Below are 19709 nucleotides of genomic sequence, written 5' to 3' on the forward strand. Positions count from 1 at the left end.
CGAAATAAAGGGTTCAAGCGCGGCGCAGGGCGTGTTGTTCCATGCGGTTTTGCAGGCGATAGAGGTAGGCGAAGCCCTGCTCCCAGCGTTGGTGCCCGGACTTCACATTGATATGCCCGGCGCCGCTAAGAATCCCCGCCTCGGCGCCCCAGTTGCGTGCCAGCGCCAGGGCACGGCTGGCGCTGACGGCGCTGTCGTTGTCGGAACTGACCACTTGGCTGGGGAACGGCAGCAGATCGCCGGGGATCGGCGCAAAGTTGCGCAGCGCCGGCGCGCACGCCGGGCGCTCCACATCGGCGGGCGCCACCAGCAGGGCACCGCGCACCTGGCGCAGCAGGCTCACCGGTGCCTGCGCCGCCCAGTGCGCCACCGTGATGCAACCCAGGCTGTGGGCGATGAGGATCACCGGCGTGCTGTCGGCGGCAATCGCCTCGGCCAGCGCCGCAACCCAATCCTCGCGGCGCGGCGTCAACCAATCGGCCTGCTCGACGCGGGCGCTGTTAGGCAAACTGTTCTGCCAATGGCTTTGCCAATGGTCTTCTGGCGATCCTTGCCAGCCCGGCACGATCAGATAGCGAATCGACTCGTTGCGCATGGGGAACCCTCCGGCTGCGTTGTCTTTGCAGCCGAGTATAGGGACGAGTTTTATATTCGTTAAGGAATAAGAAGATATTTGTTAATAACCAAAAAATTAGTTTTTAGTGTGCAGCTACAAGCGGCAAGTCGGAGCGGGGTAGGGCTTTGGCTTGAAGCGTGAAGCTAAAAACGTGAAGCAAAAAAAGGACCGCACCCTGCCAAGGAGACGGTCCGAAAGTCGTGTGAAGGTAATGCTTAGCGGGCGGTAATCACCGACAGCTTGGTAATCCCCGCGCGTTCGATGGCGGCCATGGCGCGCGCCACTTCACCGTAGTTGACGCCGTCGTCGGCCTGCAATTGCACGCGCACGTCGGGGGCCTTGGCCTTGGCGGCCTGTAGGTTGAATTCCAGCAGGTCGGGTTGGATTTCATCCTTGTTGATAAACACCTTGCCGGTACCGTCGATGCTCACCACCAACGGGTCTTTCTGCTCCACCGGGGCCACGGCCTCGGTCTTGGGCAGGTTGATCGGGATGGCGTTGGTCAATAGCGGCGCGGTGACGATAAACACCACCAGCAGCACCAGCATCACGTCCACCAGGGGCGTGACGTTGATTTCGCTCAGCACCTCATCGCTGTCTTGGGTCGAGAAGGCCATATCAGGACGCCTCCTTCACTTTTTGCCCGGCGGCGGGGGCGCTGGTTTTTTGCCCGGCGGGGTGCAGCAGCACGCGGAACGAACTCTTCTGCGCCAGGCTGTAGAAGTCGTGGGCGAAGTCGTCCAGGTCGGCGGCGGTCAGCTTCAAGCGGCGTAAAAAGTAGTTGTAGACCAGTACCGCTGGCACAGCGACCGCGATCCCCACGCCGGTGGCCACCAGCGCCGCGCCGATGGGCCCGGCCACGGTTTCCAGGCTCGCCGAGCCCGCCGCGCTGATGCCCTTGAGCGCTTCCATGATGCCCCACACAGTGCCGAACAAGCCGATGAAGGGCGAGGTGCTACCGATGCTGGCCACCACCGCGAGGCCGGTTTCCAGGGAGCGGCGTTCACGCACGATTTGCTGGCGCAGGGCCCGTTCGAGGCGGTCTTGGTGGTTGATGGCCTGGCTCAGGTCCGCCGTGTGGGGCGCTTCGCCGACCTGGATCGCCGCATAGCCGGCCTGGGCCACACGGGCGGCGGCACCGGGGTGGCTTTCGCTCAGTGGCGCCGCCGAATCGAGGCTGGAGGCGGCCCAGAAGTGCTTGTGGAACTTGCGGTCCTGGGCCTTGAGGCGGGCGAACTGCACCCCTTTGAGCAGGGCCAGGCCCCAGGTGGCGACGGAAAAAACCACCAGCAGCCAGATCACCGCGCTTTCGATGGATTCAAGGGGAGATGCCAGTAATGTCATGGTGTGGTTCCTCTGTGGCGATGGTGCGAGGCGGTGGGCGGGCGTGCATGGGGGGCGGTCGAGCCCGCTCCCCCATAGCGCTTCACCGCACCTCATCCGTGGTCGGGATTAATGAATCTTGAAATCGATCGGTACGCTGACCCAGCCGTCCTGGGCCACGTCGCCGCGCTTGGACGGGACAAAGCTCCAGCGCTTGACCGCCGCCAGGGCTGCGTCGTCGAGTTGCTGGCGGCCGCTGCTTTTCTGGATCTGGATTTCGCCGGGCTTGCCGCTGGCCAGTACCTGTACCCGCAGCAGCACGGTGCCTTCCCAGCCCCGGCGCTGGGCCAGTGACGGGTACTGCGGTGCCGGGTTCTTCAGGTACGCGGCGTTGGCTGAGGCCGGGGTGACTGGCGCAGGTGCCGGCGGTGCCGGGGCGGCGGCTAAGGGGGCTGGCGGTTGCGGTGGGGCCGGGGGGTGCTCCACAGCTTTGGGCGCCGGTTTTGGCACAGGCTTGGGCACCGGTTTGGGTGTTGGCTTGGGCACAGGCTTGGGCGGGGGCGGCTTGACCGCCAACTCGTCCTCCACCGGCGGTGGCGGTTCTACCACCGGAGGCGGTGCGGGCTGCGGCGGCGGTGGTTCGACCACGGGCGGCGCGGGTTGGGAAAACTCGATGGTCATCGGTGGAATTTCCGGCGGCACGATGGGCAGCACCGGCGTCGGCTGCTGGCTCACCCAATACAGCACTGCGCCGTGCAGCAGCAGGGCCAGGGCGCCCAGAGCGATGCCTTCGCGGCGGCGCAGCACGCCCTTGGGCGCACGCTGCAACCGCAACTGCCCCAGCGGCAGGCGATGGGGGCGGCCCAGGTCGACCAACTCACCACCCGGTGCCTGGCGCCACAGCACCTCGTGCTTGCTGGCGGTCTGGACGTTGCCCATTGCTTCACTCCTTGGTTGCAGAAAATCGACGTAGCGCCGTGGGCGGCGTCGTCCTGGAGGGAATGATTGGCGGGAGTTATTTATCTCTTAAAGTAATTTTTTGAGTGTTTTATAGGTGTTTATGGAATATGACATTCAAGTGATTCCCGCCAGGCCCCGCCGTTCAAGGCCTGCGGCCAAAACGTCGCTGGCGGCATGCCTTGCCGGCATAAAAAGTATTCGTCAAAGGCATCGTTTTTTTGCGCTGCTGTCGCCTGTAGCAAGGGGGCTCGCCCGTGCTGGAGCGTAAAGCGCTCCTCACCATCGAGAGTTTTCAATATTCCTTTTAGGTCTAGATTGAAAATTTAATAGCCGTTGACGGAATAACCCGCGAATCGCTAAAACCCCCTCCACCACTCCTTCCCACGCCCGGACCGCCATGGACCTGCGCCAACTGCGTTACTTCATCGCCCTTAACGAGCACCGCAGTTTCGTTCGGGCCGCCGAAGCCATGGGCATCACCCAACCGGCGTTCAGCCGCAGCATCCAGGGCTTGGAGCAAGAATTCGGCTGTGTGTTGGTGGATCGCGGCCATAAGGACCTGCGCCCCACGCCCGAAGGCCAAGTGGTGCTGCAACACGCGCTGTCGCTGGTGCAGGGGGCGGCGTTGCTCACCAGCCAGGTCACGCAGATGACCAAACTCGACGCCGGCGAGCTGCGTTTTGGCTGTGGCCCGGGCGCGGCGGTGGCGTTGGTGCCCACGGCGGTGGCGCAGTTCATCAGCGCCCACCCCAACGTGCGCACCCGGTTTGCGGTGGATAACTGGGAAAACCTCAGCCGCAGCCTGGGCCGGGAAGATATTGAGTTTTTCATCGCCGATGGCCGCCATTTCGACGCCGATCCCAACTACCAGACCCGCGCCCTCAGCCCCCGGCGCGGGGTGTTTTTCTGCCGCGCCGGGCACCCGTTGCTGGCCAAGGAAAGCCTCTCCACCAACGACCTGTTCGACTACCCGCTGGCCACTACCCTGATGGCGCCGGGGGTGCGCAAGTTGCTCGCCAACCTCAGCGGGCGCACGGATTTTTCCCCCGCCATCGAAACCGAATGCTTTGCCGCGCTGGTCAAGATCGTCGGCCAGTCCCAGGCCATTGGCGTGGGCAGCGCCGAAGTGTTCAGCGAGGCCGCGGCGGGTGGTGCGCTGGTGCAACTGCACTGGCGCAACCTGGCGCCGAACATCGACAGCCTGCAATCGCGTTGCGCCATCGTCAGCCGCGCGGGCTATCGCCTGTCCCCGGCGGCGCGGGCCATGATCGACACGCTGCTGGCCGTGGATGGCGGGCAGGAGAGGGCGCGGGCCTGAGCCCTGCTAGACTCAGGCGCTTGCCCCTTTACGATCTGGAGTTGTTGTCATGGAATCACCTACCCACAGCCTGCCCGCCCTGTTCAAGCAGTTGGGCTTGCCCGAGGACGCGTTGAGCATTGACCAGTTCATCACCAGCCATTCGCCGCTCAAGGCGGATGTGCTCCTGGCCGACGCTTTGTTCTGGACGCCCGCCCAGGCGCAATTTTTGCGCGAAGAGATTCTTGACGACGCTGACTGGGCCGAGATCGTCGACCAATTGAACCTGCTCCTACGCAAGCCCCGCCAAAGCTGAACCGCCCCGCACAAAAGCAGACGAACGCATCGTTTGCCGCGCAGTAAATCCTGGGGCCATTGCTATGCTTTGAACTGTCGGGCCGAGGTGGCGCAAAGCCACTGGGCCACGGTTCAGGCTCGCGTTGGTCATGGGGATTCCAATAATGAAAAACCCTTATGCTCCCGGCTTCTGGTGCGCCATCGTCGCGCTGGTGCTGCTCTCGGCGACTTACTTTTACGGCATCATGCTGGCCCACCAGATCGACAAGGCCCTGGTGTTCCTCGACAGCGTCTGCGCGCTGATCGCGGTGCTGGCCATTGCGGTGGTGGCCTGGGCCGCGGTGCAAAACCAGCGCACCCGCAAACGCCAACTCGAACAAGGCAAAACCCGCGTGCTGATCTGGGACACCAAGGTCGCCCTGCGCCGGGTCGAGACCGTGTTCGACCGCTACTTCTGGGGCAGCTACTGGCAGCCGGGGCGCACCTTCCAGGAAGTGATGGGCGAACTCACCGGCACCCCGCTGGAAAAAAGCCTCGAAGCCCTCAAGCAGCAATGCCAAAGCCTCGACCGCCAAGTCGCCGGGCGCCACTGGCTGAACAATGCCCGGGAACTGAGCGACGTCGCCACCGCCATGGCCCGCGAGCGCTATCAACTGGATTTCCACGACCCCCGCGCCGGCGGGCCGGGCAATGCGGTGATAAGCCGTGATTTTGAAGTGCTGGTGTACACCTGGACCGCTCGCCTGAAAAGCTTCGACCACCAGCTAGATGCCATGGAAATCGAATACACCTAACACCGTAGAAAGCGGGCTCGCCCGCTTTCTACCTACGAGCGTTTGTCGAACATGCGCGGGTCGTAGCTGAAGTCGTAGACCTCGACCACTTCGATGCGGCTGGCCGCCGGGTGGCGCGGGTTGATGACCAGGTTCTGCTCCAGCGGCAGGATCACCGATGGCACCCGCAGCCCCAGGTAGCGCGCCTCGGTCAGCCACGCGGTGCCGAAATCCATGCTGGGCCGGTCGAACGGGCGCAGGTCCCAGCCCTTGGGCAACTGCTGGGGGGTGAGGTACAGCGCCGGTTCGTCGGGCAGCTCGAAGCAGGTGATCTTTACCGGGTAGTCGGGCATGCGCGTGGCGTGGACGAAGGTTTCCAGGGCGCAAATGGCCGGGCTCAGGCCCATGTACACGGCGGGCACGTCGATGTCGTTCCAGCGCCCGCCTTCCATGGCGGCGCCCGTGCCGCTCAGGTCACGGGCGCGTTTGGCCTTGGCGATCCTCCAGGCGCGCATCAGACCACGCCGCCCCATTCCATGGCGTTGAGCACCCGGCGCACCTGCTTGGCGCCGATTTCCATTTCGCACAGTTCGATGGGGGTCTTGTTGTTCAGTGCCTGGTTCGGTGCGGTCATCCAGGCCACGGCTTTGCCTTGGTCCTCGAACAACTCGGCGGCCTGGGTGGCGATCACCGCGATGCGGTCCAGACGCTCGGACGCCACCGGGCCCAGGGGTTTGTCGTCCTTGCGGCGGCGCTCCAGGGTAGAGAGCGAAGTGTTGAACAGTGCCTCGATCAAGCGGTTGTTGAGGCCGAACGCGGCTTTGGTTTCGTCGATCCACGTGGCGGAAAAACCGTTGAGGATCAGCTCCAGGCGCTGGTTTTCGCTATGGCCGAGCAGCTCCTGGACCATGTTCCAGAACAACGGGTGCTCGGTTTTATCCACAGGCTGCGCGGCGGGCCGGGCGGTTTTACGGACAAGGGATTGAACGCTCATGCTGGCTCCTATCATTTGACGTGATTTGCTTCGTCAAATGAAGAATAGGCCCGCCAGGCAGAATTTACAGCCCCCGCCAGACCGGCGGTCGCGTCGCCTTCACTGTTTTTCACATGCAAAGTTGCGGTCTGCGGCCAAAGGCAGTGCTAATCTGCCCGGCACTTTCGCACCGTCGAGCCACGGCCCCCAAAGGGTTCAGGGATGAGCGGCGCAGTTTTCAACTACGGATATCGATCGGGAACCACATGAATAAGTCAGCAGGCGTACTGGTAGGGATTGTCGTCGCAGTAGGTGCCATCAGCGCGGGCGGCGCCTGGTACACCGGCACGAAGCTGGAAGGGGTGCTGCAGACCTCCGTGCAGGAGGCCAACAAGGAACTGCAAGCGGCGATGATCGGCTCCAACGGCACCGCCAACCTGGAGCTGGTATCGCTGGAGCGCGGCACCTTCAGCAGCGTGGCGCGCTACCGCCTCAAGGGCCAGGGCGAGATGTTCGGCGACGCGGCCGAGGGCGTGGAGCTGCTGTTCACCGACCGCATCGAACACGGCCCGCTGCCGTTCTCGCGCCTGGTCACCCTGAAGTGGCTGCCGGTAATGGCCACCAGTCATTACTCCCTGGAAAAAACCCCGTTCACCGAAAAATGGTTCGCCGCCACCCACGATGCCTCGCCGGTCAAAGGCGTGGTCAACCTGGGCTACGACCGCTCGGCCAGCGGCAATGTCGAACTGCTGCCCCTGGAACTGGCGCTGGACGAGCAGTCCACCCTGAAATTCTCCGGCCTCAACATGGAACTGGCCGTGGCCGCCGAGGCGCAAAAACTCAAGGCCAATGGCTACATGGACAGCCTCACGGTGGCCACCGTGGCCGAAGACCAGACCCCGGTGCTCATGGAACTCAATGGCCTGACCCTGGCCAGTGACTTGGCCAAAGGCTCCTTCGGCTACTACTTGGGCCAGAACAACCTGGAGCTCAAGGAAGCCAAGACCACCTTCGGCCCCCAGCAAGCGGTGCTCAGCCTGAAGAAATTCGAAGCCCGCAGCAGCACCGAGGAGTCGGGCAGCAACGCCGCCGGGCGTGCCGTCTACACCATTGGCGACGTGGCCTATAACGGCAAGACCCTGGGCAGCGCAAACATGGCCTGGGGCATCAAGAACCTCGACATCCCCGCCACCCTGTCGCTGATGCAGGTGTATCAGACCAAGCTGCAACCCTACGAAGAGGCTGCTGCGGCTGCTGAAGCGGCGGGCGAGCCCGCGCCGCAGTTGCAACTGAACGAAGCCGAGCAAGCCCAGGTCAAGGCTGGCCTGGAAAAACTGCTGGCCGCCAAACCCCAGGTCGCCCTGGAAAACCTGTCGTTCAAGACCGCCAACGGCGAGAGCCGGATGAGCCTGGTGGTGGACCTGACCCAGCCGCAATCCCTGGAGCTGCCGTCCGCCGAGCTGGGCCAGCAACTGGTGGCGATGCTGGACTTCAACCTGCAACTGTCCAAGCCGATGATCGCCGACGTGGTCGCGGTACAGGCTCAGGTCGAAGGCCTGACGGACGCCAAGGCCATCAGCGAGCAAGCCAACATGACCAGCGAGATGATCGCCGCCATGGCCCTGGGCACCGAGTTGGCCACCCTCGAGGGCACCAACATCGTCTCCAAACTGCACTACACCAACCGCGAAGTGACCTTCAACGGCCAGAAAATGACCGTTGACCAGTTCGTCGGCTTCCTGATGAGCAAACTGGGTGGCGTTGCCGGGGTTCAATAACTTGCGGGGCAGCCCCCTGTGGGAGCGGGCCTGCCCGCGATAGCGGTTTACCCGTCGGGGGCTTCAAGGGGGCCGAGGCCTGTGCGCCACGGCAAGCGTTTCGCGCGCCGCCGCGCCCAGGCCTTAGTGCCCGGCGATGCCCGGTGGTCATGGCTTCGCGGAGCGAAAGCGAGCACTATCGGGGTACTTACTGGTGCATGGGAGGCCAGCCTTGACCCAACGAATCGACCGTATCGCCCAACTGCTCAATTGCCCTGTGCTGGGCGAAGACATCCGCCGCGCGATCACCGACACCCGCAAAGAGGTCCTCACCGACGAAGAGGATGAGAGCGAGCACGACACCGACGACGTCCCAACGCCCAGTAGCAAGGGGGCTCGCCCGCGCCCGGCGGCGCAGCGGCCGTAGAAACCTGCCGGGCACCCCATCGCATAGGGCTGCGCGCACCCCAGCGCGGGCGAGGCCCCTTGCCTACAAGGCCTGTTCGTAGGGCCGCGCATTACGGGGCCGGTCAAGAAAAACCCACCGCAGCCATTGGGTCATCGGCAGTTCCACCAGGCGATACATGCTGATCGCCATCAGGTAGCACAGGCCAATCGCCACGGGGGTTATCAGGTAGGCGAGGGCACCCGGGGTGTCGAATACGTGGAACACCTTGTTGAACACCTTCATCACGTACGGGTGGAACAGGTACAGCGAGTAACTGGCATCCCCCAACAGCACCAGAATGGCGGGCAAGCGCACCCCGGCCAGACCATGCACCAACCCCAGGAACGCCACCGTGGCCGGCAGGCCCCAGCAACCAATACGCCCCAGCCACGGCTCCAACGGCGCGGTGAACGGCATGCAGGCAATCGCCGCGACGCCCAGCAGCACCAGCGCCACCCGCACGCCTGGCGCGGGGCCGGCGTTGCGCCAGGCCTGGGTGCGCACATAGAGAACGTAGCAGCCCATCCCCAGGGCGAATTCAGCAAGGATGTCCGAGGTGTAGAACTCCCCCAGCACGGACTCGGGCGTCAGCCCTTTGCCCAGCGCCACCAGGGCCAGCAGCACGCTTGAACAAACGAGCAAACGGTGGCGCTGGCTGACGGCCATGGACAGGGCGAACACCAGGTAGAAAAACATCTCGTAGTTCAGGGTCCAGCCCAGGTAGAGCAGGGGCTGGACGAACTCGCCCTTTTGGTAGGGGATAAACAGCAGCGACTTGATAAGGCCGGGCCAATCGGCCGTGGTGTTGTCCAGTAGGTTGGGCAGCAGCAGGGCGATGGCGAATACGCCGAGGGTGCCGAGCCAGTACAGCGGCACCACGCGAATCACCCGTTTGGCAAAAAAATGGCGTTTGGACTGGGCCGTGACCAGGGCCATGATGAAGCCGCTTATCACGAAGAAAATATCCACGCCCCAGGCACCGTTACGGAACAGCGGCACATGGAAAATCACCACGGCAGTCGCCGCGATGGCTCGCAAGAGCTGGACGCTGTCCAGTTTATCGGCGGGGGGTGAGGTGGTTGCGGGCATGGGCCGTCCCTGTTCGTCGGCTGGGGCCACGCGACGCCGGGTTCGGCGCCGCGACCTAAGAAGCTTCTGGGGACGACCACGCTTCTTGATGGCTTGCAGTGTAGTAGCCAGTGGGCCATCTCGGTGCGTGGCCTTTGTGGGAGCCTGCGGGGCTCAGAAATCCCCGCGCACGGTCACCATGTAGCTGCGCGGCGCGCCGTAGTAGCTGCCGCGGCGCACTTCGCCGGTGGCCTCGTAGTATTTGCGGTCGAGGATGTTTTTCACTTCCAGGCCCACTTTCCAGTGCTCATCCAGGCGCCAGGCGCTGTTGGCGTCCCACACGGCGCGGCCGGAGTTGGCGACGAGGGTGCCGAAGTAGTCGCTGGCATAGCCGCTCTGGGCGCTGACACCGGTGCCGAGGGTGAGGCGGTTGAGGTCGCCCTGGAAGTTGTAGGTGGTGGAGGCCCGGGCGATGTGTTTGGGCGACTCGGCGTCGAAGGTCTGGCCGTCGTCGGTCTTGCGGGTGTTGAAGGTGTAGCCGGCCATCACCTGCCAACCGGGCAGCAGTTCGCCGCTAGCTTCCAGTTCCACGCCTTTGCTGGTGCGCGGTGGGCCGTTGACGTAGCAGACGCCGTCGCTGTTGTAGCGGGCGCATTGGTCGGGGTCGGCGGGGTCGAGGTGTTCGCTGGCCAAGTCTTTTTGCTTGATGTAGAAGAGCGCCGCCGACAGGTTCAGGCGCCCGCCATAGAGCTCGCCCTTGATCCCGGTTTCGTAGTTGGCGCCGATGGTCGGTTCCAGGGCCGAGCCCGAGGCGGTGAAGCGGTCGCTTTGCGGGCGGAAGATATCGGCGTAGCTGGCGTACACCGACCACTGGTCGTCGAGGTCGTAGATCAACCCGGCGAACGGCGTGAATTCGTGGTCCTGGCGGGTGGTGATGTGCGCCTCATCGTTGACCTGCACTTGGTTCTTGTACCAGCTCAGGCGCGTGCCCAGCACCAGGCTCAGCGGTTCGGCCAGACGCAGGCGCAAGGTGCTGTACAAACCGTATTGGCGGGTGGTCTGGTCGCTGATGTTGTCCCATTGCGGGCGCGAGGGCTCGGGGATCAAGTGGTGGTTGGGGTTGAAGATGTCGATGGGCAGGCGAATGCTCGTCGACACGGTCTTGGCGTCCACGTGTTGCTGCGACCAGTTGGCGCCCAGCATCAATTCATGGGCCAGGCCGAACGCCGAGAAATTCCCCGCCAGGTGCCCGTCGGCGGCGGTGTTCTGGATGCTGTAGTCGCGAAACTGAACGCTGGCGAGCATTGGCCCGGCGCCGGTTTGCGGGTCGACCGCGCCCTGCACGTAGCCGACCTTCTGGTCGAAGCCGCCCTCGCTACGCATCAGCGAGAGTTTGCCGGTCCAGTCGTCATTGAGGCGGTGTTCCAGGTCGCTGAAGACTTCGCTGACTTCGGTTTCGTGGCGGTTCCAGTCCTGCACCAGGGAAGTGGAGCGCGGCACATCCAGGGCGTTGCCGTTGGTGTAGCGCGGTAGGCCGAAAATCGAATAGCCGCGGGTGTCCATGGTTTGGCGGCGCACGCCCACGGCCCAGGTGGTGGCGTCGTTCAGGTCGCTTTCGACGATGCCGTAGAGCAGCGGCGTCTTGGATTGGGTCACGTCCTGGAAGTAGCCACGGTCTTCATAGCCCACCACGGCGCGGCCACGCACGGTGCCGGCCTCGTTGAGGGGCGTGCTGCCGTCGAGGTCCAGGCGGTAGTTGTCCCAGGAACCGGCGTGGGTGGCGATGGAGAAATGCGGCTGCCCGCCGGGGCGCTTGCGCACCAGGTTGACCGCGCCGCCCGGGTTGCCGGCGCCCACCAGCAGGCCCGCCGCGCCGCGCAGGATTTCCACGCGGTCGAACACTGCCATGTCCACCGGTAGCCACCCGGTGGGGTCGTAGGCCGAGCCGGGCACTCCGTCAAGCATGTAGCTATCGTCTTCGAGGGTGAAGCCGCGGGCGTTGAAGCGGTTGGAGCCGAAGTTGCGGTTGGAACGGCTGATACCCGTGGCCTGGTCCATCACGCGGTCGAGGGTGGTGAGGTTTTTGTCGTCCATCAACTGACGGGTGATGACGCTCACCGATTGTGGGGTTTCGCGCAGCGATTGCGCGGTTTTGCCGAGTGTCACCGCGCCGGTGGTGTAGGACCCGGTGCCGTCGGTGGCAGTGCCCAGTGGCTCGCCGAGCACGCTGGTGGCGCCCAGTTGCAGGGCCTCGCCGCTGGCCACGCGCGGCAGCAGCACAAAGGCGTTGGCCGAAGGTTGTTGCACCTCGATGCCCGTGCCTTGCAGCAGGTGGGCCAAGGCCTGGCTGCTGCCCAGGGTGCCGCGCACGCCCGGGGTGCGTTTGCCGGCAACGGTCGCTGCGTCATAGGACAGGCTAATGCCAGCCTGGCGGGCGAATTGGTCAAGGGCCGGAGCCAGGTCGCCGGCGGCGATGTTCCAACTGATTTGCCGGCTGTCGTCGGCCGCGGCCAGGGCGCTCACGGGCACGCTGCTGCCGGCCACGGCCAGCCCCAGTAGTACGCCGCGCAGGGCTTGGCCGAGCGCGGTGCGGCGGGTCGGGGGGAACGCATTCATCGCTGTTGTTCTCATGCTGGGTCAGTGGGGCAGGCGCGACCTGTTTCGGCCTTCCCTTACAGGCCGGACGGGAATGAGAATCCCCCTCAAATATTTTTCGTTCTCAGGCGCGCGCGTCCAGCGTCACCCAAAAGCGGCTGCGATAGACCACGTTCACGGGCAGGGCTTGGGTGAGCAGGGCCAACACGTCGTCGGTGTCGGCCAGTTGAAACGTGCCGGAAACCGGCAGCTCGGCGATGGCCGGCAGGCAGCGCAACACGCCATGGCGGTAGCGCCCCAGCTCAGCGACGAACGCGCCCAGGCGCATCTGCCGGGCACTTAGCACGCCATCGCTCCACGACCAGGGGTCGAGCCCGTCGCTGGCCAGGGGCAACACGCCGCGGGCATTGAAACGCAACTGCTCGCCCGAGCCCAGGGTGCGCGCCGGCGCACGCAGGTCGGCGCCGGGGTAGACGGCGACGCTGCCCTGTTGCACCGCCAGCAGGGTTGCGCCCTGATGCTCGCGCAGCACAAAACGAGCCTGGGTGCTGTGCAGGTAGCCGTCGTGGGTCTTGGCCCAAAGTGGCGCGCTGGCGCTGTCCACGCGCATGTCGCCGCGGCGCAGCACCAGCACGCGGCGCTCGCCTTGCGTGGCCTCGTCGAAAGCGCTGTCGGTGTTGAGCTGGACGCGGCTGCCATCGCCCAGGGTGAGGGTGCGGCGCTCACCGACCCCGGTGTGGTAATCGGCCAGCAGGCCGGACCACGGCGTCTGGTCGCGCAGGGGCCAGGCCAGGCACCCGGCGCCAAGGCCCAGGCCCAGCAGTTTGACGCCGTCGCGGCGGCTGAGCTGGCGTTTGGCGCCGTCCAGGGTGTGGCGCGCCAGGGCGGGCGGCAGCGCGGCAAAGTCGTTGCCCAGCAACGCCACCCGCGCCCAGGCCACGGCGTGCTCGGGGCACTGCCCCAGCCAATGCTCAAAGGCCTGGGTGGTGGTGGCGTCCGCCTGATCGAAATGTAGGCGCACCCGCCAGCGGATCGCCTGCTCGACCACGGCGGCGCTAGGGTTCGTCATAGTGCAGCCGATAACAGGCGAGCAACGCCTTGGCCAGGTTGCGCTCCACCGTCGCCCGGGAAACGCCCAGTTGTGCGGCGATCTGCGGGCAGCTCAAACCGTCGAGCTGGGCGAGCAAAAACGCCTGGCGCACGCGCGGCTTGAGTTGGTCGAGGAGGCGGTCGAGCCGCTCCAGGGCATCGAGCAACGCCAGGCGTTCCTCCTCCGACGGCACCCTTTGCGGCTCCAGGTGCTGCAGGCTGTCCAAATATGCCTGCTCCAGCGCCCGGCGCCGGTACTGATCGATCATCAAGCCCCGGGCGATGCTGCTCAGGTACGCCCGCGGTTGCAGCAACGGCGAGGCGCGAGGGCTTTTGAGCAGGCGCACGAACACGTCCTGGGCCAGGTCGGCGGCGTTGTCCCGGCAACCCACGCGCCGGCTCAACCAACCGTGCAGCCAGCCATGGTGTTCGCGGTAGAGATGGCCGATACCGGAAATCAGCGGGGTGTCATCGCTTTGCATGCGGGCCGGGTCCGGAAGGAGGAGGGGGTCTATTTGATAATGTTTCGCATTATAGTCTTGGCAATGATGTAACGGCAATTGTCTGTGTAGGACTGTGCTACAGAGCCTGTAAACTCTTTCGCCACCGCGCAGGAGCGCGGTTTGTATATCGATCAAGCGCGAAGAGGATAGGCAATGAGTCTGTGGGATGACCTGAAAAAGAAAGCCGTCGATGCCAACCCCGAACTTGCGGCCAAGGCCGCCCAGGCGCTGACCAAGGCCCGGGACATGGCGGTGGAGGCCGGCCAGAAAGCCGCGCCGGTACTCAAGGACGCTAGCGACAAGGCTGCGGCCTATGCCCAGGAAAAGACCCCCATCCTCAAGGCTCAGGCACTCAAGGCCATCGAAGACGCCAAGCTGCGCCGCGCCGAACTCAAGGAACGCGCCCGGCACGACAAGGCCGCGCGCGACGAAATGATCCGCACCATGTACGACATCAGCCTGGCGCCCGAAGACCCCAACTTCATCGACGAACCGTTCAACCACGACGAACGCCAGCTGCATTTTTTTGTCGTCACCGGGCAAGTCCTCGACACCCAGAAACGCAACCAGACCCACCTCAGCGCCAGCCACTCGCACCACGCCGGCGGCGGCCTGCTGATCGACGGCTACGGCTCCATCGGCGGCAGCTCGTCGTCAATGCACGTGAGCAGCCACAACGTCCAAGAGCATGAATTCTGGGTGCAACTGCGCGACGGCAAGGAAGCCTGCTTCCAGTTCACCAATAGCGACGTGCGCATCCGCACCGGGCAAACCGTCAGCCTGCTGTTCGCGCGCGCCACCGACAGCCAGAACGGCAAAATGGTGGCGCTGTACAACCACAGCTCCCAAGAGAACTTCACCCTCGCCGGCCCGGCCACCATCAACCGCATGTTCAACCTCTACACCGTCGAACCGGGCCTGTTCAACCGCACCGAAGTGACCACCACCCGTAATCGCCTGCTGCAGGAGTTGGAACGGCGGCTGGGGCAATTGGCGCGCTATTGCGCGTTGCATGGCAATTGTGAGGTGCGGGTGATTGAGGGGCAGGGTTGATGACTGATTTGGATACTTGCCAGCCCAAGGTGACTATTGTCATCGCCACTTATAATCGCCCGGACGTTCTGGGCCTGACGATTAAGTCGGTTTTGTTGCAGACTGAGTCCAGTTGGAAGTTGTTGGTGATCGGTGACAGCTGTGATGCTCGTACCCAGTCACTCATGGATACCTTCGACGACCCTCGGATCAAATACATTAATCTTTCAGAGCGTTGTGCGGAGCAGTCTGGGCCTAACTCTGTAGGCCTGTTACTGGCCGAGACTGACTATGTGGCTTTGCTGAACCATGATGATCTGTGGCTGCCAGATCATTTGCAAAAAGCACTCGCTGAGCTGCAGAAAACCGGGGCTAGTTTATTTGTTGGGCGCAGTGCTTTTTGTTATCGCATGCTCGCGCGGGAAAACGGACAGACGCGCCCGTTCTTTTTAGAAATTAGTTTGCTTCAGCGAAAGTTGTATTATGCGTACTTGGCGGCCAACTATATGTATGAACCCTCCAGCAGTTGGGTAATGCGCAGGCCCTTGATTAATGCGGCGGGTGTTTGGCGCTCAACCCGCAATTTATACCGGACATCATTGCAGGACTGGTTGCTGCGAGCCTGGCGAGCTGGAGCAACACTTTGCCAAAGTGAAGCGGTCACGGTGCTTAAATTCAATACGCACCATCAAGGCAGTGCGAGTCAAAACGCCGCTGGCGGTACAGGCCAATACAATTGGGGAAATACCGAGCAGGCTGCGATGTTCGATATGTTAGCCAACTGCAGCCCGGAACAAATGCGACAGCACATTGCTCACGATCTGTCGAGCCAACCACCTGAAGGATTGATTGCACGTGATCCCTTCAAGTTAGAACAAACCCCTCCAAGTCGCCTGATGAACTATCTTGGCGTTTTAATTCTGTCTACTCCAGCCGCCTGGGTTTATCGACTTACGGGTTTGGACGGGTTCAACCTTTACGCCAAGTTGTGTGGTATGCCCAAAGGCAGGAATATGGCCAAGGTAGTTGCCGCGCGTGTCGGTGAAACGCTCCCGCCACCCTATGACTTGCAAAAATTAGTCGCCAGCGCCCGCGTGGAGTTGAATAAAAATGTTTGATAGCCAAACCAGCCAAGAGTACCAAGAACTTTGTGTTTGGTTGGCTTCGTGCAGGCAGCGCGCTGAGTTGGCTATTAGCCCGATCAGTTGGCAGGCCTGTACTGACTGGATAGTGACTGCCCACGCCATCGAGCATAAAACGGGTGGCTTTTTCTCCATTCGTGGCTTGGCCTGTGCAGAAAAAGCAGGGCGGCACCCGGCCTTTGCACTGCCTATGATCGATCAGCCAGAAATAGGAATTCTGGGGTTTGTTCTTAAAAGAACGCCGCAAGGTATTGAGTGGCTGTTACAGGCCAAAACCGAACCTGGAAACTATGGCGGTACGCAGATTGCACCAACCGTACAGGCAACTGAAAGCAATTATAAACAGCGACATGAGGGGGCGCCGACGCCCTATCTCGATTTGTTTTTAAACCCCGGAGAGAATTGTATCGTTGCCGACAGCCTGGGTTCTGAGCAAGGCAGCCGGTTTATTGGGAAATATAACCGCAACATGTCGGTACTGCTTGAGCATCATTCGAGTGAGCCTGCTGTAGCGGCATTGCGTTGGTTTTCCTCTGCGGTTCTGCGCAAATTGCTACTTGCGGACTACAGCCTCAATACCGACGCTCGGTCCAGTCTCTTTACCGGAGACTGGACACTCCTGGCAAATGAACGTGAACCGTTCTCGGCCTGTATCGATGTATTTGGCAAGGCTTTATCGCGTTCATTCCAAACGGCCACGCAGGGTTCAGATGCGGTGGTGGAGTGGCTGGCAGGCATTCGAAGTAGCGCCCATTCTTTGACGCGGGCTTTGTCTCTATACGATTTGCCCGAGTGGGAGTTGACAGAATTTGGCCTCTTAAACAAAGGGTATTGCGACCTACAAATTCGTCCTTATGCAGTTTCCACCAATGATCGGGAAGTTAATCAGTGGTGTCAGCCCCTACTGCAATCTACACGTCTCAATCAATGTGTGCTCTATTGCCAAGTTCGCGATGGCGTGATGATGTTCCTGTTGCGTGCTTCTTGGGAGATTGGTTTCAAAGAAGGTTATCAGCTCGGTCCCACTTGGCAGAGTGATGCTATGGGTGTTCAATCGCAAAGTATTGTTGAGTTAGTGCAGAGCCGCCGAGGTTCAGAAGTCTGTCGGATTTTGCAGTCGGATGAAGGTGGGCGCTTTCTTGATAGTCTATGCGGCTACCAACTATGGCAGCTTGAGGATGAGACGAAACTATCTGTGGGTAATGATTATCGGTGGTTAACGTTGGGGCAGATACACGCTTTACGTAATCGCCAAAGTATTTTGACTAATGAAGCGCGTAGTTTGCTCTCAATGCTATTGGCATGGGCTTAGTAGCATCTATTTTGTTCGTGGATGCACGCAGGAATATTGAGAGGCAGAGGCAAACGATGGAGTGCATAGGGGAAAAAACAATACGAGCGGCCACAGATGCGGATATTCCCGCAATCTTTGATATCCGCACCAGCGTCAAGGAAAACCACCTATCCCATGAGCAGCTAACGCAAATGGGCATAACCCCCGAGGCCATACGGCAGGCCATTTCCCTGGCACCTTGTGTGTGGGTGGCCGAGGTCGAGGGTGTGCCGGTGGGGTTTTCTATGGCTGACCTCGACGACGCCTGCGTGTTTGCCGCGTTCGTCCTGCCTGAGTACGAGGGGTACGGCTTGGGCCGTAGCTTGATGGCGCACGCCGAGGCTTTCCTGTTCCAGCACCACCGGGTGATATGGCTGGAAACCGCCGCCGCCAGCCGCGCCAGTGGCTTCTATCGTCACCTGGGCTGGGTGCCGGTGGAAGACTTGCCCGAAGGTGATGTCCGTTTTGAAAAACACCTGGCCTGAGCGCGCAAACGCCAGCGCCAGAAACAACAAAGCCCGCACGAGGCGGGCTTGTTGGGGTGTTGCGATATGGTGCACCAGGCGGGATTCGAACCCACGACCCCTGCCTTCGGAGGGCAGTACTCTATCCAGCTGAGCTACTGGTGCAATGCGGGCGCCATGATACTCATATGCATTGCGGGCGTCCATGCTGCTGAATCGACAGGTGTTTTTTACCCGTCGGGCGGCGGAGGCGGGCGTTGATCTGAAAGTGCCGCCAGGGCGAGGGGTTTTGTTCTTTTTTTCGAACAACCTATTGTCCTTTACCCCCTTTGAACCTAGGATTCGTTTGAGATTTCAAACGCTCTTGTCTGGGTGCTGAACCGCACGCTCGTTCCCGCGTGCGCTGATTGTGCTTCGGCCCGGTGAATGAATTTCCTGACGGCAGCCCTTGAGGCGCCTTTTTTAACAATCAACAATTCGCTCCGCCTTGTGCGGTGCTGTTAAGGAAAGCCTACATGCAGCTCAAAGACACCCAGTTGTTCCGCCAGCAAGCCTTCATCGACGGTGCTTGGGTCGACGCGGACAACGGTCAGACGATCAAGGTCACCAACCCGGCCACCGGCGAAGTGCTGGGCACCGTGCCGAAAATGGGCGCCGCTGAAACCCGCCGGGCCATTGAGGCCGCAGACAAGGCGTTGCCAGCCTGGCGTGCACTGACCGCCAAGGAGCGCGCCAACAAGTTGCGCCGCTGGTACGAATTGTTGATCGAGAACCAGGACGACCTCGGCCGCCTGATGACCCTTGAGCAGGGCAAGCCGCTGGCCGAGGCCAAGGGCGAAATCGTCTACGCCGCCTCGTTCATCGAGTGGTTCGCCGAAGAAGCCAAGCGCATCTACGGCGATGTGATCCCCGGCCACCAGCCCGACAAGCGCCTGATCGTCATCAAGCAGCCAATCGGCGTGACCGCCGCCATTACCCCGTGGAACTTCCCGGCCGCGATGATTACCCGCAAGGCCGGCCCGGCCCTAGCCGCCGGTTGCACCATGGTCATCAAACCTGCCTCGCAAACTCCGTTCTCGGCCCTGGCCCTGGTTGAGCTGGCGCACCGCGCCGGTATCCCTAAAGGTGTGTTGAGCGTGGTCACCGGCAGCGCCGGCGACATCGGCGGCGAGCTGACCAGCAACCCCACCGTGCGCAAGCTGTCCTTCACCGGCTCCACCGAAATTGGCCGTCAACTGATGGCCGAATGCGCCAAGGACATCAAGAAAGTCTCTCTGGAACTGGGCGGCAACGCGCCGTTCATCGTGTTCGACGACGCGGACCTGGATAAGGCCGTCGAAGGCGCGATCATCTCCAAGTACCGCAATAACGGCCAAACCTGCGTTTGCGCCAACCGGCTGTACATTCAGGACTCGATCTACGACGCCTTCGCCGAAAAACTCAAGGTGGCGGTGGCCAAGCTCAAGATCGGCAACGGTCTGGAAGAGGGCACCACCACTGGCCCGCTGATCGATGAAAAAGCTGTGGCCAAGGTCCAGGAACACATCGCCGACGCCCTGAGCAAAGGCGCCACACTGCTGGCCGGCGGCAAACCCATGGAAGGCAACTTCTTCGAGCCGACCATCCTGGTCAACGTGCCCAAGAACGCGGCCGTGGCCAAGGAAGAAACCTTCGGCCCGCTGGCGCCGCTGTTCCGCTTCAAGGACGAGGCCGAAGTGATCGCGATGTCCAACGACACCGAGTTCGGCCTGGCGTCGTACTTTTACGCCCGTGACCTGGGCCGGGTGTTCCGCGTGGCCGAGGCTTTGGAATACGGCATGGTTGGCGTCAATACCGGGTTGATCTCCAACGAAGTGGCGCCATTCGGCGGCATCAAGGCCTCGGGCCTGGGCCGTGAAGGCTCCAAGTACGGGATCGAGGATTACCTGGAAATCAAATACCTCTGCCTGGGCATCTAAGCCCGGCCGGGAATGCTGCAAACGCCAGGGGCACGAGAGCGCTGACCCCTGGCGCGTTCCAAACCGTTATTCGAAGTGGCC

Annotated in this window: 20 protein-coding genes and 1 tRNA gene; 10 read left to right on the plus strand and 11 right to left on the minus strand. The window is 62.3% G+C overall.

The features are described from left to right. Positions 1 to 13 precede the first annotated feature (13 nt). The 4 genes from AC19YR_RS11595 to AC19YR_RS11610 form a co-directional block, all read right to left on the minus strand. Positions 14 to 595, minus strand: a complete 582-nt coding sequence (locus AC19YR_RS11595; protein ID WP_095108760.1) for an alpha/beta hydrolase — start codon at positions 593 to 595, stop codon at positions 14 to 16. A gap of 236 nt (positions 596 to 831) precedes the next feature. After that, the gene (locus AC19YR_RS11600) at positions 832 to 1233 is read right to left on the minus strand and encodes an ExbD/TolR family protein (RefSeq protein ID WP_500598507.1); all 402 of its coding nucleotides are present in this window, start codon (positions 1231 to 1233) and stop codon (positions 832 to 834) included. Between the two features lies 1 nt (position 1234). Continuing rightward, a complete protein-coding gene (locus tag AC19YR_RS11605; RefSeq protein WP_500598509.1) occupies positions 1235 to 1960 on the minus strand; it encodes a MotA/TolQ/ExbB proton channel family protein in 726 nt (241 codons plus the stop codon). 108 nt (positions 1961 to 2068) lie between these two features. Then, on the minus strand, positions 2069 to 2878 hold the full coding sequence (locus tag AC19YR_RS11610) for an energy transducer TonB (RefSeq protein WP_500598511.1): 810 nt from the start codon (positions 2876 to 2878) through the stop codon (positions 2069 to 2071). Positions 2879 to 3296: 418 nt separating this feature from the next. Here AC19YR_RS11610 and AC19YR_RS11615 point away from each other — a divergent pair, with 418 nt between their 5' ends. The 3 genes from AC19YR_RS11615 to AC19YR_RS11625 all read left to right on the plus strand — a co-directional run bounded on the left by AC19YR_RS11615 (position 3297) and on the right by AC19YR_RS11625 (position 5287). After that, positions 3297 to 4217 carry a LysR family transcriptional regulator gene (locus tag AC19YR_RS11615; RefSeq protein ID WP_500598512.1) on the plus strand — a complete coding sequence of 307 codons (921 nt, stop codon included), beginning with the start codon at positions 3297 to 3299 and terminating at the stop codon, positions 4215 to 4217. A gap of 49 nt (positions 4218 to 4266) precedes the next feature. After that, entirely contained in the window at positions 4267 to 4512 is a 246-nt protein-coding gene (locus AC19YR_RS11620) for a DUF2789 domain-containing protein (RefSeq protein ID WP_095108765.1), read from the plus strand. A 145-nt stretch (positions 4513 to 4657) separates the two neighbouring features. Then, a complete protein-coding gene (locus AC19YR_RS11625; protein WP_500598513.1) occupies positions 4658 to 5287 on the plus strand; it encodes an NADH:ubiquinone oxidoreductase subunit N in 630 nt (209 codons plus the stop codon). Positions 5288 to 5319: 32 nt separating this feature from the next. On the opposite strand, the gene AC19YR_RS11630 is transcribed toward AC19YR_RS11625, so the two are convergent. Continuing rightward, positions 5320 to 5781, minus strand: coding sequence for an RES family NAD+ phosphorylase (locus AC19YR_RS11630; RefSeq protein ID WP_500598514.1), 462 nt, complete (start codon positions 5779 to 5781; stop codon positions 5320 to 5322). Continuing rightward, positions 5781 to 6260, minus strand: coding sequence for an Xre family toxin-antitoxin system antitoxin (locus AC19YR_RS11635; RefSeq protein WP_500598516.1), 480 nt, complete (start codon positions 6258 to 6260; stop codon positions 5781 to 5783). Before AC19YR_RS11635 ends, AC19YR_RS11630 begins: the two co-directional genes overlap by 1 nt. A gap of 245 nt (positions 6261 to 6505) precedes the next feature. Here AC19YR_RS11635 and AC19YR_RS11640 point away from each other — a divergent pair, with 245 nt between their 5' ends. After that, positions 6506 to 8017, plus strand: coding sequence for a YdgA family protein (locus AC19YR_RS11640; protein ID WP_500598518.1), 1512 nt, complete (start codon positions 6506 to 6508; stop codon positions 8015 to 8017). Positions 8018 to 8228: 211 nt separating this feature from the next. Further along, positions 8229 to 8423 (plus strand): hypothetical protein, encoded by a 195-nt coding sequence (locus tag AC19YR_RS11645; protein WP_095108769.1) that lies wholly within the window; start codon positions 8229 to 8231, stop codon positions 8421 to 8423. 63 nt (positions 8424 to 8486) lie between these two features. Here the strand turns inward: AC19YR_RS11645 and AC19YR_RS11650 are convergent, their stop codons facing one another. The 4 genes from AC19YR_RS11650 to AC19YR_RS11665 form a co-directional block, all read right to left on the minus strand. Continuing rightward, positions 8487 to 9533: an acyltransferase family protein gene (locus AC19YR_RS11650; protein WP_500598520.1), complete on the minus strand. Its 1047-nt coding sequence runs from the start codon at positions 9531 to 9533 to the stop codon at positions 8487 to 8489. Positions 9534 to 9686: 153 nt separating this feature from the next. Beyond that, on the minus strand, positions 9687 to 12128 hold the full coding sequence (locus AC19YR_RS11655) for a TonB-dependent siderophore receptor (protein WP_500598522.1): 2442 nt from the start codon (positions 12126 to 12128) through the stop codon (positions 9687 to 9689). 103 nt (positions 12129 to 12231) lie between these two features. Further along, on the minus strand, positions 12232 to 13176 hold the full coding sequence (locus AC19YR_RS11660; RefSeq protein ID WP_500598524.1) for a FecR domain-containing protein: 945 nt from the start codon (positions 13174 to 13176) through the stop codon (positions 12232 to 12234). Continuing rightward, the gene (locus tag AC19YR_RS11665; protein WP_500598525.1) at positions 13163 to 13678 is read right to left on the minus strand and encodes a sigma-70 family RNA polymerase sigma factor; all 516 of its coding nucleotides are present in this window, start codon (positions 13676 to 13678) and stop codon (positions 13163 to 13165) included. The genes AC19YR_RS11660 and AC19YR_RS11665 overlap by 14 nt, the downstream gene beginning before the upstream one ends. A gap of 174 nt (positions 13679 to 13852) precedes the next feature. Between AC19YR_RS11665 and AC19YR_RS11670 the strand changes: the two genes are divergently transcribed. From AC19YR_RS11670 to AC19YR_RS11685, 4 genes are read left to right on the plus strand one after another with little or no spacing between them, the layout of a single operon-like run. Then, positions 13853 to 14752, plus strand: coding sequence for a hypothetical protein (locus tag AC19YR_RS11670; protein WP_095108771.1), 900 nt, complete (start codon positions 13853 to 13855; stop codon positions 14750 to 14752). Then, on the plus strand, positions 14752 to 15849 hold the full coding sequence (locus tag AC19YR_RS11675; protein ID WP_500598526.1) for a glycosyltransferase family 2 protein: 1098 nt from the start codon (positions 14752 to 14754) through the stop codon (positions 15847 to 15849). Before AC19YR_RS11670 ends, AC19YR_RS11675 begins: the two co-directional genes overlap by 1 nt. Further along, entirely contained in the window at positions 15842 to 17185 is a 1344-nt protein-coding gene (locus AC19YR_RS11680; RefSeq protein ID WP_500598528.1) for an NDP-hexose 2,3-dehydratase family protein, read from the plus strand. The genes AC19YR_RS11675 and AC19YR_RS11680 overlap by 8 nt, the downstream gene beginning before the upstream one ends. 56 nt (positions 17186 to 17241) lie before the next feature. Then, positions 17242 to 17691: a GNAT family N-acetyltransferase gene (locus tag AC19YR_RS11685; protein ID WP_095108772.1), complete on the plus strand. Its 450-nt coding sequence runs from the start codon at positions 17242 to 17244 to the stop codon at positions 17689 to 17691. Positions 17692 to 17758: 67 nt separating this feature from the next. On the opposite strand, the gene AC19YR_RS11690 is transcribed toward AC19YR_RS11685, so the two are convergent. Beyond that, positions 17759 to 17835 (minus strand) — tRNA-Arg (locus AC19YR_RS11690). 350 nt (positions 17836 to 18185) lie between these two features. Between AC19YR_RS11690 and gabD the strand changes: the two genes are divergently transcribed. Beyond that, positions 18186 to 19628, plus strand: a complete 1443-nt coding sequence (gabD, locus tag AC19YR_RS11695) for an NADP-dependent succinate-semialdehyde dehydrogenase (protein WP_095108773.1) — start codon at positions 18186 to 18188, stop codon at positions 19626 to 19628. Positions 19629 to 19709 lie beyond the last annotated feature (81 nt).

The organism is Pseudomonas sp. MF08817 (assembly GCF_059862705.1).